This window comes from Phyllobacterium sp. YR531, from assembly GCF_000282595.1.
Lineage (GTDB): Bacteria > Pseudomonadota > Alphaproteobacteria > Rhizobiales > Rhizobiaceae > Phyllobacterium.
This window is the reverse complement of sequence record NZ_AKIZ01000014.1, coordinates 136,506-152,249: the sequence shown is the minus strand read 5'-3', so window position 1 is coordinate 152,249 and position 15,744 is coordinate 136,506. Positions and strand designations below refer to the sequence as shown.

Sequence of the window (15,744 nt, the reverse complement as noted above, 5' to 3'; positions counted from 1 at the left end):
TTTCGAGAAAAGTTCATTCTAATCAAGGTTGTAATCGACTTCCGATCTGTTCGGCATGACAGGCACTGCGGCAGTGCGATATTTGTCAATGATGAAACCGCGCCGTTCCGCATCGATAGGTGCCGTTGCCCTTGGACCCAACAGGTCGGCAGGATTGGCAATCTGCGCGGCAAGGTTGTTCTGGCTGGCACAGCCGTAATTGGCATAATGCTTGTTGTCGGCCGTATCGAGAATATCCTTTGGCCATTGTCCGCACTGATTTGTAGAGGCAGTCATCGCCGAAAAGGACAGGCGTACCGGAGCAGACGATCCTTCCGCCTGATAGGTTTCACTGGATATATTGAACGGCTTGATGCCACCGCGGCGAAGCGTGGCTGCAATGTCATTCTTCAACTTCGCCGCTGCACGCGCGTTGGGCGACCCGGTTGGAACAAGGATATGGATTACCCCGGAACCATTGCTGCGGTAATTGCCGATGGCATGCTGGATAATGCTGCGTTGAGCCAATGAAAGCTGGGTGTCCGCATGACCGACCGGAATGTCGGCAACCTGTTCCTGCTCGGAAATCACGATTGGATGGTTTGTCCGATAATCATCCGGGATACTGGCTGTCGTGTCGTTCTTCTGTGCGCAGCCTGCGAGCAGAGACACGGCGAGGATCGCCAGAACTGACTTGAGACCACAACGCTTGCTTGTGTCGAACATGATCGTGTCCTTGCTCATTTGTAGATATATCCGACATTGCCTTCATAGCGTTCGGCAGGTTGTTTGGCTTCCCGAGATCCGTAGACACGATTGACCTGACCCAGGAATATTCCTGCAGCATCGCTTGCCAGATTCAGATTATCGTCTGGTCGTGCGAGTGCGGTCCGGCCAACTGGACGCACAAGGTAGGGCGTGATGATGATGACGAGTTCCGTTTCGTTTCTCACGAAGTCACGGCTGCGAAACAGGGTTCCGAGGATCGGCACTTTCGACAGGCCCGGGAAGCCGGAAATCGCCTGCCGCGCTTCATCGCGCATCAAACCGGCAATCATCATGGAACCGCCGGAAGGCAGTTCTACTGTCGTATCGGCCAGACGTTTGCGAATGGAAAGCAGATTGACAGACGGCTCCGACCTTGATGTTCCAACGGAAAGCGAGCCTTCCATGGTGGGTTCAGAAACCGAGGTCCGAACCTTCAGACTTATACGTCCGGGCGATAGCACGACCGGGACAAATTCAAGCCCGATACCATAGTCAATTCTCTCGTGCTCGCGGGTAATCTTGCCCTTTTCATCTACATCCTGCGAGGTGAGAAGATTATACTCACCACCAACTTTGAACGTGGCTTTTTCACCGGATATGGCGGTCAGTGTGGGTTCTGCCAGCGTCTTCATCACACCGGCAAGTTCCATCGCATTCAAATAGGCACTTATGCTTGCACTGCCAATTGATGCGGTGCCGCCCAGAGTGGACCTGCTCAATGGTTGCCCAAGCCCTGTCAGGTTTTCGGAAAACCCACCGATCTGGAAACCGTCATTTGCGGCTGAAGCTACAAGATTGACGCCCAGCTGTTTCATTACAGTCCGGCTGACTTCCGCCACAGTGACTTTCAGGGTGACCTGATCTTCGCCGGATATCTGGATCAGGTTGACGATCTTGCTCGTCTGCCGTTCTTCATCCTGATCGCCAACGACAATACTCGTTCCGCCATTGCCTGTACCGATTGACGTCTGCGAATATTGGCCGGTTGTCGCTTCACCACCCGAAACGAGCAGTCTTGCAAGATCGGTCGCACGTTTTGCGTCCAGTGGCGTTTGCACAGTGCCGGTCAAAATGACGTTGTCATTCATCAGCTCAACTTTAATATCGGAATCCGGAATATATTTTTTGAGGCTGTCTTCAAGACCCGCCACATCACGTTCGATGATCAGATCGAAACTGGCGAGCTGCTCGCCATTGGGGCCGAAAACAAACACATTGGTCTGGCCTACCTGCTTGCCAAAAAGATAGATGCGTCGTGCAGTACGTGTAACCGCATCGGCTACGCCCGGATTGGCAACGAGAATATCATAGGCGTCGGCCGGAAGATCGACGACCAGAGACTTGTTAAGACCGAGATTGATGCGCTTGGCTTCGCCCTGCCCCTGATTAAGCCGCACAACATTGCTTTGGGCTGTTGCGGAATTATGCACCGGGATTGCAGCAAGCAGACAGCCAACGACTGCAACGGCCAATCTTGGTCCGGCATATTTGCGTGTGAAAACCTTGCCTGGCTTGTTTGCCATTTATTTGCGCCCCAGAATTTCAGTGACTGTACCGGACTTGATAAGCTTGACGTTGCCCGCACGCCCGGGAGAATTGACGAGGTATCCCGCTCCGGGGCCGGTTGCTTCCTGCGTGTCCTGAATGGACCGCAACACCAGCGCCAGACGCGTTGCCATTTGCTGCGAAACGGTCAGTATTTCCGCCTGATCCGGTGTCAACTCAAGCGTGGCTGTCGAACCAACCTTGGTCTTGTCGCCGGTTTCGTCTTCCTGAATGGTTTGATCGATAGCCAGAACACGGATATTGCTCAGGATGGTTTCCGTCACAAACTGCTTCTCGTCATTGTCCATCTGACGAATCATGATCACATCGACATAATCATTGGGAAGGATAAAGCCGCCAGCCGAGGTATCGGCAGCAATTTGCGTTGCAACTGCGCGCATTCCAGCCGGCAGTTGGGCAGACATGAAGCTCTGGCCCTTGCCAATCAACTTGGCTTCGCGAATGGGCTCGCCGGTAAATATCTGCAGCCGAACCGTGGAACCCTTGAGTTCCTCTTCCGCATTGGGGCGGTCCGTGCGGGTGATATAGCCCTCGGTAAGTGCGGAAACGGGCCAGGCCTGCCAGCGCATCTGACCCTGCATCTCAGCACCAACGCCCAGATTTTCAGTTGCAACCAGAACATCGCGCAGTTCGATCTGCGGCTTTTCCTTAGCCTGCGTCACCGTGGTTTGCGGTTTCATATTCATGGCAAGATAACCGGCCGCACCAGCGGCCGTCACCGCCACGATCAGGATGACCAGTCGTGCTCTTTGCATTTATGCGCCCCATTAGACTTTCGTCTTTGATACTAAAGTCGCAAGATGCAGAAAATTGGTGTATTTATGGTTAACAATACACTTATAAGTATGATTAATGTCGCTTAACGTCTTAAAGTTGCGCACGTAAATTGATCGAAGATTTGCGCCAGACTCAACTTGTAGTGCGAAGCCTTATACATGTGCGAGTTGTTGCACCACCCACGAACCAAGAGGTGATGCCGGGAAGACCATCAGCCCCGCAAGACCCAGCGCAACGCCATATGGGACACCTTCTTCTTTTTGCGCAAGACGCCGCATGAATGCAAAACGCGCCGTATAGACAACAATCGTCTGCGAGTTCCGGTAGCTGACGATTGCAACTGTCAGAAGCCCGCCCAGTAATGAGAGCGTCAGCAAATAGGTGACGAGTTCGAGATTCCAGCCAAGCCAGAGCGCACTCGCAGACATGAGTTTTGCGTCTCCCCCGCCCATTGTGCCCGTGGCAAAAAGAGCGAATGTTGCAGCAAGCACCGCTATTGCTGCCACAAAATGCATTCCATATGCACCCCACTCCATGCCGGTTACGGGTGCCAAAACGGCAAATGAGACAAGCAGAATCAGCGAAACGCGGTTCTGGATCGTCATGGACAGAACGTCGGATATCGCCGCAAATACCATGGCAAACGGGAAAATTATGAGGATTGCTGCTTCAACCATAATGCGCCTTAATCCATGGCCGCTGTAAATTCGTCTGCAACATTTGTGTAAAGAACACCGACCGCTGTTCCCACTGAACCTGCGCTGACAATAATTCCGATACTGATAATGGAGGCAATCAGAGTGTATTCAATGACTGTGGCACCTGAATCATCGCCAAGCAGCTTGGCCAGTACGGCAGGAAAGCGTTTTACGCGGCGCTTCATGGTCAGCCTCACATCTACCTGGATATCGTTGATGCACAAATTAACTATGCAGCATTGCATTCGGTTTAAGAAACAGACTTAGGGAATAGTAAATTCCCGACAGCGAACTTTACCTGCTTCGCAATCACACGGATTATTATGCTTAACATTTCATTGCGGATTTAAATCTTCCTTCACCAATACTGGCCATTTTACATGGAACATTTCCACGTGAAGGGCTTTCGATGATTCAGATCAGATTCCAGCCGTTGCAAATATATGGAATGGCCCTTGTTGCCTTGCTCGGCGCTATCCCTTTTGCACAAGCCGACACAGGCATTCATGTCGTCATGAATCAGGCGCGCATTCTCAAGCTTGCCCGACCGGCAGATACGGTTGTGGTGGGTGATCCGGCCATCGCAGACGCGGTCGTGAAAGATGCCCGGACAGTTGTTCTTACCGGCAAGGGCTTTGGCATCACGAATATTGTTATTCTGGATGCTGAAGGTGGAGCAATCGTCGACGATGAGGTGATGGTCAGCCGTAGCGTTGCCAATACCACACGCGTGTATCGCCGTTCCAACGTGCAGACGCTTTCCTGCACGCCGTACTGCGAAACAGCGCAAAAGACGGATGCGGAAAAAGAATCGGACCGTACAATCGGAACAAGTGAATAACTCCGCCTCTCCCTTCAAGGTTGAGAAAGAATGAATTGCACGATCGCAATTTACGCCTTTCCCGGAACCGGATTCTAACGATTGGCATGCTACCTCTCGCCTTGAGTAAAGCGCGGGGAAGTGCATGTCGCCTATAACAAGAACAATATCCCGGAACCGGGGGCTGCTTTCGCGGTTTATCGGCAATCGCAGCGGGACTGTCGCGATTGAATTCGGAATGATCGCGCTTCCATTCTTTTTCATGATTTTTTCGATCATGGAAGTTGGCGTTGGTTTCACCGCGCAACAAGCCATGGTCAACTCCACTGATAAAATAGCGCGGCAAGTGCTCACCGGAGAGCTGCGCACGGCAGATTTGTCGATGGCCAATCTCAAAGCAAAAATCTGCGCAGGCTTGCTGATGCCGGAAAAAGACTGCCCCAATCTGGTGGTTGATCTTCGCTCCTATACAAATTTTGCGGCCATCCCAAAAACCTTGCCGATAAAAGCGAATGGCGACGTCAACAGCGCAGGTTTTGTCAGCACACCTGGCGGAGCCGGTACGATCAATCACTTGCGGGTGTTTTACCGGTATCCGGTCGTGACCGATTTCCTGTCGCGCAGGATCGAAGGAACCAAGCGAATTCTCATCTTCTCAAGTGCGACGTGGCGAAATGAATCCTATTTGTAAAATGAGCACTGCCATGAAGAGCCTTATCCATTTGGGCAAGCGGTTCTGCTTTGACAGGCGCGGCGTCGCTGCCATGGAGTTTGCGCTGATCTCCCCAGTCCTGGTCCTGCTGTATATGGGCAGTGTGGAAACCATCACAGGCGTGGACGTCAACCGAAAGCTGGACCGTGCCTCGACCATGATGTCCGCCCTGCTCACGCAGGAGAAGGATACGATTACCAAGGCCAAAATTACTGATGTCATGAACCTTGCGACGGCAACTCTGCTGCCTTACACGCGGGATACGCCAAAGATCACGGTGACATCGATAGTTGTTGGCACGGATGGCGTGGCAAAGGTTGAATGGTCGCGACGCCGGGTGAATGGTGTGGAATCGCGCCCCTTCACCAAGGGAACAATCGTCGCGCTCGACTCCAACGTTGCGATCAAGAACACGTCAGTCATCCGAGTCGATATGACTATGGCCTATGTCCCGCTTATTGCCTGGACGATTACAAAAACCGTGAGCAAGGCGGATGGAACTGCCGCCATCGGTCTTGATCTTACACAGCAGGCATATGGCCGGGTAAGAATCGGCCAATCGACCAAGTGTTCCGATTGCTGACCATTGGCAGCAAGAGCTTCGATCGCGACTAGGGTCCTGACCCTAGAGTAAGTTCACAGTTTGTCTTTGGACGTTCTTTCACCTATCTGTGGTTCTGATTTCCATGGAGTGAGGCATGTCTCGCGCTTTTCTTTTTGTACTGGACAGTTTTGGCATTGGCGGTGCGCCGGATGCCGCCGCCTTTGGTGACGAGGGCTCCAACACCTACGGCCATATTGTAGAAGCATGCCGCGCAGGAAACGGCGATAAGGCTGGTCTTCGCTCCGGTCCCCTCTCGCTGCCCAATCTCACTGCGCTTGGCTTGGCGCATGCTGCCCATCTGGCCTCCGGTTTTCAGATGCCATCGCAGATTGCAGAACCATCGGGCCTTTGGGGTGCCGCGCAAGAAATATCCAACGGCAAGGATACACCTTCCGGCCACTGGGAGATTGCGGGAGTACCTGTAACCTTCAATTGGGGTTACTTCCCGCAGACGATTCCCGCCTTCCCGGCAAATCTTGTCAGTACCGCCATCGAACGCGCCAAGCTTCCCGGCATTCTCGGCGATAAACATGCTTCAGGGACCGATATTATTGACGAGTTCGGTGAAGAGCATATCAGAACCGGCAAGCCGATCTTCTATACGTCCACCGACAGTGTGATCCAGATCGCTGCTCACGAAACGCATTTCGGGCTTCAGCGGCTTTATGAACTTTGCCGGATTGTGCGTGAGCTGGTTGATCCGCTCAATATAGGACGCGTCATAGCGCGACCCTTTTTGGGGGAAACCAAAGCAACGTTCGAGCGAACCGGCAATCGCCGCGACTACTCTGTTCCGCCACCGGAGCCGACATTGCTGGACAGGCTGACCGATGCCGGGCGTACTGTCTTCGCAATCGGCAAGATAGGCGATATCTATGCGCATCGCGGCGTGAGCGATGTACGAAAGGCGAATGGCAATATGGCGCTGTTTGACGAAACGCTGAAAGCCATGGACGAAGCCCGGGATGGTGATCTTGTTTTCACCAACTTCGTCGATTTCGACATGCTCTACGGCCATCGCCGCGATGTTCCCGGATATGCCGCAGCCCTTGAAGCATTTGACCGCCGCCTGCCCGAAGCGCTTGCCAAACTGCAACCGGGCGACCTGATGATCCTGACTGCCGATCATGGCTGTGATCCGACCTATAAGGGAACCGACCATACGCGTGAACGGGTCCCGGTTCTGTGCGCTGGAAGCCCCCTGCCCGGCGGCTCATTCGGAATTCGTTCCAGCTTTGCCGATATAGGTGAGACGATTGCCGCGCATTTGAATATCGCCTCCGGCAAGCATGGCAAAAGCTTTCTGAAGAATACCAATGCCTGAATTGCCCGAAGTCGAAACAGTCAAGCGTGGCCTGCAACCCTCAATGGAAGGCGCTATCATTCGCCAGGTGGAGCAGCGCCGTCCTGATCTGCGGTTTCCTTTTCCGGAAAAATTCGCAGAGCGCCTGACTGGGCACCAAATCTCATCGCTGGAACGCCGGGCAAAATACCTGATTTTTCACCTTGATAACGGCCTTGGGCTTATCAGCCATCTGGGAATGTCGGGCTCCTACCGCATTGAACAGGAAGATGGCAGTGATGTGCCGGGCAGTTTTCACCACGAGCGCTCGAAACTTTCGGCGCATGATCATGTGGTGCTGCACCTTGCCGGGAGCGACGGTATCAACCGGCGTATCGTCTATAATGACCCGCGCCGGTTCGGCTTCATGCTTTTTGCCGAGCCGGATCAGCTGAACGCCCACCCTCTTATAAAAGACCTCGGCACGGAGCCGACGGGAAACCGTCTGGACGGGTCTCTGATCGCCCGACTTTTCGTCGGCAAGGCGGCGCCGCTCAAGGCAGCCTTGCTTGACCAGAAGCTTATAGCCGGGCTCGGCAATATATATGTATGCGAGGCGCTTTGGCGGGCGGAACTTTCTCCTGTGCGGATGGCCGGCAGCATTGGCGGTCCGAATGGCGAAGCCACTCCCATGTCTGACCGCCTCGCAACTTCAGTCCGCAATGTAATTGCCGATGCAATCAAGGCGGGCGGGTCGAGCCTCAAGGATTACGCCCAGACCAATGGTGAGCTTGGCTATTTCCAGCATTCGTTTTCGGTCTATGATCGCGAAGGTTCCCCTTGCCCGCGCAAGGGCTGTGGTGGCACGATATCGCGCATCGTCCAAAGCGGCCGTTCAACTTTCTACTGTCCTGTCTGCCAGCATTAGGAGAATTCTTATGGCTTATGAAAACATCATCGTGGAGACGCGGGAAAAGGTTGGCTTCATCCAGCTTAACCGGCCCAAGGCGCTCAACGCGCTGAACTCTGCCTTGCTGGCTGAACTGATAACGGCTCTTGAACTCTTTGAAACCAATGCCCGAATTGGTGCCATCGTTATCACCGGCTCTGAAAAAGCCTTTGCCGCCGGGGCCGATATCAAAGAAATGCAGACACTGCAGTTCGCCGATGCCTATACCGGCGACTTTTTTAGCGGCTGGGAACGCGTAACGCGCATTCGCAAGCCCATGATTGCGGCTGTTGCCGGCTATGCGCTGGGCGGTGGTTGTGAACTTGCAATGATGTGCGACTTTATCATTGCTGCCGACACAGCGAAGTTTGGCCAGCCGGAAATCACGCTTGGAGTAATGCCTGGCATGGGCGGTTCACAGCGCCTGACCCGCTTCGTCGGCAAGTCCAAAGCCATGGATATGTGCCTTACAGGCCGCATGATGGATGCAAGCGAAGCGGAACGCAGCGGCTTGGTTTCCCGCGTGGTTCCGGCAAATGAGCTGGTCGAAGAAGCCTTGAAGGCCGCCCAGAAGATCGCGTCTTTCTCGCTGCCGGTCGTCATGATGACCAAGGAGACCGTGAACCGCTCCTATGAGACAACCCTGACTGAAGGGCTGCGTTTCGAGCGGCGTGTATTCCATTCAATGTTTGCGCTGGAAGACCAGAAAGAAGGCATGGCCGCCTTTGCCGAAAAACGGACAGCCAACTTCAAGGACAGATAAGACTGTAATGATTGTTTGACAGGTCCAAATGGCACCCTGCCGGTCGCCGAAAAGCCTGTCAGGCGGGGCGATGCGAATTTGCGGAAACTCTCCACAGATTCCAAGTTGACGCAAAAGCAAACGTCATCTATAAGCCCGTCAACGTTCGGTGGCCCTCGGCCGCCCTATTATTTTGTGACGACAGCCTGAAGCTGTCGATTAGCTGACAGAAAAGAGAGGCATCATGGCCAACACTCCTTCGGCCAAGAAAGCGGCGCGTAAGATCGAAGCCCGCACCGAAGTAAACAAGTCCCGCCGTTCACGCGTGCGTACCTTCCTTCGCAAGTTCGAAGATGCGGTAGCAAGCGGTGATCAGGCAGCTGCTGCACTTGCATTCAAGGCAGTGGAACCAGAAGTTATGCGCGCTGCATCGAAGGGTGTGTTCCACAAGAACACTGCTTCCCGCAAGGTTTCGCGCCTTTCTTCACGTCTGAAGGGCATGACTGCTTAAAGTCATTCCAATTTACCTATCAAAACCCGGCTAAATTCTTAGCCGGGTTTTTTTATTGTCGTTTTTTTGGGAATAAATTCGTTTCCTGAGGAAAAGAATACAGCTTGCATGAGCAATGTCATATGCCTGTCATAACCAATGTAAGACAGAAAGCGACAGCCACTCTTTTTCGTTTATTTTCAATAAGTTAGAGAAGGTAGGTTCAACGGGCTGAACGAGGGCTCCGGATTCTCCGGCCAGAGCTACTGTCAAGCGAATATTTATTATTTTTTTTTGGTCACCGGACTCCGCACTGCAACAAAATGTGAGCCCTAAAAAAGGCTTTGAATCCGAACACTTTTTCCAGCTTGCCCCGGCAACAGTTAAAAAAAATGCAAATCTGTTAACCCTTACTTCATCAAAAATCGTGGCGAGCGCACTTGCTCTTCCTGCAAAGGTTTTTGTAAGGTCCAGACATCGACGGGGTGGGAAAAACCCAATTAACAGGCTTATAAAATTTTGGTTGCGAACGCAGATTTCTGGTTTGCGTAACGGGTAGTTTTTGTCAGTACCCAAGTCCAGCGGATTTGGGTCATTTCATAAAACGAGGGCGTTGACGACGCTGGCGCGAGCCGGGCGTGAGTCTTGTCGCGCTCAAAACTTGAGAAGGATAGAACGGTGACATTGATAGATAATTCGCAATACGGGTCTTCAGTCCAAATGCGTGTCAGCGTTCCAAACTCCAAATACTAGCTTTAAATTCATCAGACAGTTTCGCGGGGGTGGAACGTCTGAAATCACTGTGCGGCGCAAGCCTGCACGAAAAAACCACGGGCAGAACAAAAAGACCCGATACTTTCAGGATGAGGCGAATGACAATGAACAGCGGAATAATGGAAAACGGCGCAAAAGCAGCCATGGTCCCGCTCCACATGGGTGAGGGGAAATCTATGGAGATAGCCACCAGTCCGGGCGAAGCGATCTTTGAGCGTGTGAAACTCAAGCTGAAGGCGAAACTGGGAAGCGAAGTCTATTCAAGCTGGTTTGGCCGTCTGAAGCTGGATGAAACATCCAAGAGCATTGTCCGGCTATCCGTTCCAACAGCATTTCTCCGCTCGTGGATCAACAATCACTATGCAGACATGATCGCAGCGCTTTGGCGTGAAGAGGACGAGCAGGTTCTCAAGGTTGAGATCGTTTTCCGCAGCGCAAGCCGCGCGCCGATCCGCCCTGCATGCGAAGAAAGCGCATTACGTAGCGAAACTCTCGGCGTAGAGCGCATTGGCTCTGAAAAGTCCGGCTTCGCCCGTGAAAAGCCGGTATTCCCTGTTGGCAACCTCGCTTCCGACAAGAAGACACCCGCGCACTTCACAGATCGCGCGCAGAATGCTGTTTTCGGCTCACCGCTTGATCCGCGCTATACATTCGATACCTTTGTCGATGGCACGCCAAATCGGGTTGCCCTTGCCGCAGCCCGTACCATTGCCGATGCAGGTGCCAGCGCTGTCCGCTTCAATCCGCTGTTCATTCACGCCTCGGTCGGTCTCGGAAAGACGCATCTTCTGCAAGCCATTGCAGCCGAAGCCCTGAAGCGCCCGGAGCGCGCTCGCGTTGTCTATCTGACTGCCGAATACTTCATGTGGCGCTTTGCAACTGCCATTCGCGACAATAATGCCCTCTCCTTCAAGGAACAACTGCGCGATATCGATCTTCTCATCATCGACGATATGCAGTTCCTGCAAGGCAAGTCGATCCAGCATGAGTTCTGTCATCTCATCAACACGCTGCTCGACAGCGCCAAGCAGGTCGTTGTCGCTGCCGATCGTCCGCCGTCAGAACTGGAATCGCTTGATCCACGCGTTCGTTCGCGCCTTCAGGGCGGTGTTGCCCTCGAAATGATTTCGCCAGACTATGCGATGCGTCTCGAAATTCTCCAGCGCCGGCTTGTAGCGGCGCAGGCTGAAGACAAGTCGCTGGATATTACTCCGGAAATTCTTGATCACGTTGCACGCTCTGTTACCGGCAGCGGCCGTGAACTTGAAGGTGCGTTCAACCAGCTCCTGTTCCGCCAGACTTTCGAGCCAAACCTTTCGGTAGATCGTGTGGACGAGCTTTTGAGCCATCTGATGCGTGGCGGTGAAGCCAAGCGCATCCGTATCGAGGAAATCCAGCGCATCGTGTCGCGCCACTACAATGTTTCCAAGCAGGACCTCCTGTCGAACCGCCGCACGCGCACCATCGTCAAGCCACGCCAGATCGCCATGTATCTTGCTAAGATGTTGACACCGCGCTCCCTCCCCGAGATTGGCCGACGCTTTGGCGGACGTGATCATACGACTGTTCTTCATGCCGTGCGCAAGATCGAGGATATTGTCGGCAAGGATCAGAAACTGTCGCAGGAGCTTGAACTGCTCAAGCGCCTCATCAACGATCAGGCGCAGTAAGCAGCGTCACTACGGCTTATCGAAACAAATCTGCGGCGAAGACACGTGTTCTTCTCCGCAGATTACCTACTAGATCGTCAAATGGCCGAATATTCATTCACATTATGATCCGGTCCAGCCTCTCTGCAACCTAGAGAGGAGCCGCCATATTCTACAGAAGCACCGGCGAAGCAACACAGCCTTGACGCGTCGTCGATGGCGCGCGACGAGAGCGTGATATCCACCATAGTCAAATGATCCATTCCGAACGGAATCCGGCTTTGATGGTTTTTCGTTTTGCATGAGCATGACCAGTTGCGAATGGACAAGGGCCCAGATTTATCATAGCTCTGCAGGCAGATAATCGTTCAAATTTGCCACTCACTCGTGACTGGAATTCATGAATATGTCTTCGTCCGACAGTATGAAAGCATTCACACGGATTGTAGATCTTGGATCGTTTGCCAAGGCTGCCGGGGATCTGAACATTACCCCGTCTGCCTTGTCCAAACTGGTTTCCCGTCTCGAAGACAGGCTGGGTGTAAGGCTGCTGGTGCGGACCACTCGCCGGCTTGCGCTTACCCCGGAAGGAACGCTTTATCTTGAGCGTGCCCGTGAAATACTGAACTCGATTGAGCGGACGGAAGCTGATGTTGCTTCGTCTCGCGCTCATCCAAAAGGTCTGTTGCGGATCAATTCCAGTACGGGGTTTTCAAAGCAAACTCTCCTGCACGCAATACCCGGTTTTCTTGAACGTTACCCGGAGGTAAGAATCGACCTTAGCCTTACCGACCGCCTCGTTGACCCGGTTAGCGAGCAAGTCGATATAATCATTCGCGGCAGTGCTGCAGTCGGGACGGAATTTGTTGTCCGTGAACTCGCGCGTGGCCGTCGATTGATTTGTGCTTCCCCCGCCTATCTGGCACGATACGGCATACCTGATTCACTATCGGATTTGTCCAATCACAATTGCATTGCCTTGTCTGGTCAAACACCGCCCGCCAGCTGGCCTATCGAAACGGGCGGCGGGATTGTATCGTTTCTCCCTACAGGCTCTTTTTCATCCGACAATGTGGGCATGCTGTTTGATATGGCTCTTGCCGGACATGGAATTGTGCGACTGGCGGACTTTGTTGTTTCTCAAGCGGTAAAAGAGGGCCGTCTGGTAGAGATTCTCGCAACCGTAAATCGTTCAAACCCCATCTCATTATGGGTGCTGATGCCCAAAGGGAGATTTCTTACTCCCCGCGTTCGGGTATTCCTCGATTATATGGCTGAATATCTGCGTTCGGGCGAGTTTGAAGTGCTCTAAGCTCCGGGTGAGTGCAATGGCTTAGCCGCTGGTTGCATCCGTGCATTGCTGTTCAACAGCTTATCAACAGAAAGCCTGCGGCGAGGGCATGTGTTCTTTCCCACAGGCTTGCTTTTTACGTCTGTTTTCTGCCAATTTGCTTGACCTAGGGGAATGCCTCCCCGCCACCAGACGCTATCGTTTGGCAAAAGTCAGTGAGACCGGTTTATCATGCGTGTAACTCTTGAACGTTCCAACCTTCTGAAGTCGCTCAACCATGTCCACCGTGTGGTTGAACGACGTAACACTATTCCGATCCTGTCGAACGTTCTGCTCCATGCCGACGGTGCCAGCCTGGCCCTGAAAGCAACTGACCTTGACCTGGAAGTAACGGAAGCGACAGCAGCCCAAATCGAGCAGGCGGGCGCAACCACGGTTCCTGCACATCTGCTCTATGATATCGTGCGCAAGCTGCCCGATGGCGCGGAAGTGATGCTGGCGACCAATACCGATGGCAATTCCATGGCCGTGACCTCCGGCCGCTCGAGCTTCCGTCTCCAATGCCTGCCGCAATCGGATTTTCCAGAGCTTACAGCAGGGACATTCACTCACACATTCCGCATCCCTTCGAGCGCCCTCAAAGGCCTGATCGATCGTACGCAGTTTGCCATTTCGACCGAAGAAACCCGCTATTATCTCAATGGTATCTATTTCCACGCCATTGAAAGTGACGGTGCTTTGAAGCTCCGTGCTGTCGCCACGGATGGACATCGTCTTGCCCGTGCCGAGCTTGAAGCGCCTGCTGGCAGCGAGGGCATGCCCGGCATCATCATTCCGCGCAAGACCGTGGCCGAGTTGCAGAAGCTGGTCGATGATCCGGATGTTGTCGTCACTGTCGAGCTATCGGAGACCAAAATCCGCTTCACAATTGGCTCGGTTGTACTCACTTCCAAGCTGATCGACGGTACTTTCCCGGATTACCAGCGCGTCATTCCTTCCGGCAATGACAAGAAGCTGACAATTGACCGCCAGAGTTTTGCCTCCGCTGTTGATCGCGTTTCAACGATTTCGAGCGAACGCGGCCGGGCGGTCAAACTCACTATCGCTGAAGGTCAGGTTACGCTTACCGTTAACAATCCGGATTCCGGCAGTGCAACGGATGAACTCGCTGCTGAGTACGACTCAGATGCAATCGAGATCGGCTTCAATGCCAAGTATCTACTTGATATCACGGCGCAATTGACAGGATCGGAAGCGATTTTCATGCTCGCAGATGCCGGCTCGCCAACACTCGTGCGTGATACCGGCGACGAGAATGCGCTTTATGTGCTCATGCCGATGCGGGTTTAATCCCGCTCCAAAATCCCATGACCGATGATCCCATCTTGGACGCGGGCAAGCCAGCCCGCGTTTCCATTGGCAGGCTGAAGCTCAGCAATTTCCGCAATTACGAAAGCCTGTCTTTACGGCTTGCACCATCGCATGTCGTGCTTACCGGGGAAAACGGCGCAGGCAAGACCAATCTTCTCGAAGCGATTTCGTTTCTGTCTCCCGGTCGCGGATTGCGCCGCGCCGCTTACACGGATGTTACGCGCAATGATGCTCTCGACGGCTTTGCCATTCATGCCACCATTGATACGGCTGAAGGTTCAGTCGATGTCGGAACGGGCCTCGCTGGAAACGCGCCCGGCGATACGGCTCGGCGTGTCCGCGTCAATGGCGTGACAGCATCAAGTGCCGATGATCTTCTCGATTATTCACGCATTCTTTGGCTGGTTCCAGCGATGGACGGCCTGTTTACCGGCCCCGCTGCTGACAGGCGGCGCTTTCTCGACCGCATGGTGCTTGCTATCGATCCTGCACATGGCAAGCGGGTTCTCGATTATGAGAAATCCATGCGAAGCCGTAACCGACTGCTTACGGAAGACCGCGCTAACGATTCATGGCTTGATGCCATTGAAACGCCCATGGCAGAGCTGGGCATTGCAATCGCAGCTGCCCGCGCGGAGCTTATGCGCCTCATCAATGGCATGATTGAACGCATGCCGGATGACACCCCCTTCCCCAAGGCTGATTGCCTGCTTGAAGGCGAATTGGAACAGCGCGTCGGCATTGAAGCTGCAACGGATGTCGAAGAAACCTTCCGCCGGGCTTTGCATGATGGCCGCGCGCGCGACCGCGCAGCCGGACGCACACTTGACGGTCCGCATCGCTCCGATCTGCTTGTCCGGCACAGGCCCAAATCCATGCCTGCCGAGCTTTGCTCTACGGGAGAGCAGAAAGCGCTTTTGATTGGGCTCATACTCTCCCACGCGCGCCTTACCGGGGAGCTGGCAGGGATGGCGCCCATTCTCCTGCTGGACGAGATCGCCGCGCATCTTGATGAAGGTCGCCGAGCTGCCCTGTTCGACATTATAGAAGAGCTTGGCGGCCAAGCCTTCATGACAGGTACAGACAAGGCACTGTTCAAAAGCCTTGAAGGACGCGCGCAATTCTTTGATGTGTCACATGGCGAAGTGAAAGCAAGTTGAGTTAGGTCCTTGCGACCTTGCAAGTTCATGCTCATTCAATAAATCAAGTGGATTAACTCGCTCTACGCCCATCTGCTTATAAGTTCTGCTTGCAATATAGCTGCTTCGCGTA

The 15,744-nt window shown here is 53.6% G+C and carries 16 protein-coding genes and 1 pseudogene; 11 read left to right on the top strand and 6 right to left on the bottom strand.

Going from position 1 to position 15,744, the window contains the following annotated elements; translation table 11 throughout:
• Positions 1-18 precede the first annotated feature (18 nt).
• From PMI41_RS05220 to PMI41_RS05200, 5 genes are all read right to left on the bottom strand, one after another.
• Positions 19-723, bottom strand: a complete 705-nt coding sequence (locus PMI41_RS05220) for a CpaD family pilus assembly lipoprotein (protein ID WP_244423901.1) — start codon at positions 721-723, stop codon at positions 19-21.
• Positions 720-2,270 carry a type II and III secretion system protein family protein gene (locus PMI41_RS05215; protein ID WP_008122514.1) on the bottom strand — a complete coding sequence of 517 codons (1,551 nt, stop codon included), beginning with the start codon at positions 2,268-2,270 and terminating at the stop codon, positions 720-722. Before PMI41_RS05215 ends, PMI41_RS05220 begins: the two co-directional genes overlap by 4 nt.
• Positions 2,271-3,068, bottom strand: coding sequence for a Flp pilus assembly protein CpaB (gene cpaB / locus PMI41_RS05210; protein ID WP_008122512.1), 798 nt, complete (start codon positions 3,066-3,068; stop codon positions 2,271-2,273). It abuts the gene before it with no gap.
• A 174-nt stretch (positions 3,069-3,242) separates the two neighbouring features.
• Positions 3,243-3,767 (bottom strand): prepilin peptidase, encoded by a 525-nt coding sequence (locus PMI41_RS05205; RefSeq protein ID WP_008122509.1) that lies wholly within the window; start codon positions 3,765-3,767, stop codon positions 3,243-3,245.
• 8 nt (positions 3,768-3,775) lie between these two features.
• A complete protein-coding gene (locus tag PMI41_RS05200) occupies positions 3,776-3,973 on the bottom strand; it encodes a Flp family type IVb pilin (RefSeq protein ID WP_008122507.1) in 198 nt (65 codons plus the stop codon).
• Between the two features lie 263 nt (positions 3,974-4,236).
• Between PMI41_RS05200 and PMI41_RS05195 the strand changes: the two genes are divergently transcribed.
• The 7 genes from PMI41_RS05195 to rpsT all read left to right on the top strand — a co-directional run bounded on the left by PMI41_RS05195 (position 4,237) and on the right by rpsT (position 9,408).
• A complete protein-coding gene (locus PMI41_RS05195) occupies positions 4,237-4,629 on the top strand; it encodes a pilus assembly protein N-terminal domain-containing protein (RefSeq protein ID WP_244423907.1) in 393 nt (130 codons plus the stop codon).
• Positions 4,630-4,753: 124 nt separating this feature from the next.
• Positions 4,754-5,299, top strand: coding sequence for a TadE/TadG family type IV pilus assembly protein (locus tag PMI41_RS05190; RefSeq protein WP_008122502.1), 546 nt, complete (start codon positions 4,754-4,756; stop codon positions 5,297-5,299).
• 13 nt (positions 5,300-5,312) lie between these two features.
• Positions 5,313-5,903 (top strand): TadE/TadG family type IV pilus assembly protein, encoded by a 591-nt coding sequence (locus tag PMI41_RS05185; RefSeq protein ID WP_008122500.1) that lies wholly within the window; start codon positions 5,313-5,315, stop codon positions 5,901-5,903.
• Between the two features lie 115 nt (positions 5,904-6,018).
• Positions 6,019-7,248, top strand: coding sequence for a phosphopentomutase (locus tag PMI41_RS05180; protein ID WP_008122498.1), 1,230 nt, complete (start codon positions 6,019-6,021; stop codon positions 7,246-7,248).
• Positions 7,241-8,134: a bifunctional DNA-formamidopyrimidine glycosylase/DNA-(apurinic or apyrimidinic site) lyase gene (mutM, locus tag PMI41_RS05175; protein WP_008122496.1), complete on the top strand. Its 894-nt coding sequence runs from the start codon at positions 7,241-7,243 to the stop codon at positions 8,132-8,134. The genes PMI41_RS05180 and mutM overlap by 8 nt, the downstream gene beginning before the upstream one ends.
• A 10-nt stretch (positions 8,135-8,144) precedes the next feature.
• Positions 8,145-8,918 (top strand): enoyl-CoA hydratase, encoded by a 774-nt coding sequence (locus tag PMI41_RS05170; protein WP_008122494.1) that lies wholly within the window; start codon positions 8,145-8,147, stop codon positions 8,916-8,918.
• 223 nt (positions 8,919-9,141) lie between these two features.
• Positions 9,142-9,408 carry a 30S ribosomal protein S20 gene (gene rpsT / locus PMI41_RS05165; protein WP_008122492.1) on the top strand — a complete coding sequence of 89 codons (267 nt, stop codon included), beginning with the start codon at positions 9,142-9,144 and terminating at the stop codon, positions 9,406-9,408.
• A 129-nt stretch (positions 9,409-9,537) separates the two neighbouring features.
• On the opposite strand, the gene PMI41_RS24940 is transcribed toward rpsT, so the two are convergent.
• Positions 9,538-9,963, bottom strand: coding sequence for a hypothetical protein (locus PMI41_RS24940; RefSeq protein ID WP_157179317.1), 426 nt, complete (start codon positions 9,961-9,963; stop codon positions 9,538-9,540).
• Positions 9,964-10,331: 368 nt separating this feature from the next.
• Between PMI41_RS24940 and dnaA the strand changes: the two are divergent.
• The 4 genes and pseudogenes from dnaA to recF all read left to right on the top strand — a co-directional run.
• Positions 10,332-11,831, top strand: a pseudogene (gene dnaA / locus PMI41_RS05155) (chromosomal replication initiator protein DnaA); the annotation flags it as partial.
• 385 nt (positions 11,832-12,216) lie between these two features.
• Positions 12,217-13,122 (top strand): LysR family transcriptional regulator, encoded by a 906-nt coding sequence (locus PMI41_RS05150; RefSeq protein WP_008122489.1) that lies wholly within the window; start codon positions 12,217-12,219, stop codon positions 13,120-13,122.
• Positions 13,123-13,332: 210 nt separating this feature from the next.
• On the top strand, positions 13,333-14,451 hold the full coding sequence (gene dnaN, locus PMI41_RS05145) for a DNA polymerase III subunit beta (protein ID WP_008122486.1): 1,119 nt from the start codon (positions 13,333-13,335) through the stop codon (positions 14,449-14,451).
• A 17-nt stretch (positions 14,452-14,468) separates the two neighbouring features.
• Entirely contained in the window at positions 14,469-15,632 is a 1,164-nt protein-coding gene (gene recF / locus PMI41_RS05140) for a DNA replication/repair protein RecF (RefSeq protein WP_008122484.1), read from the top strand.
• Positions 15,633-15,744: the final 112 nt, after the last annotated feature.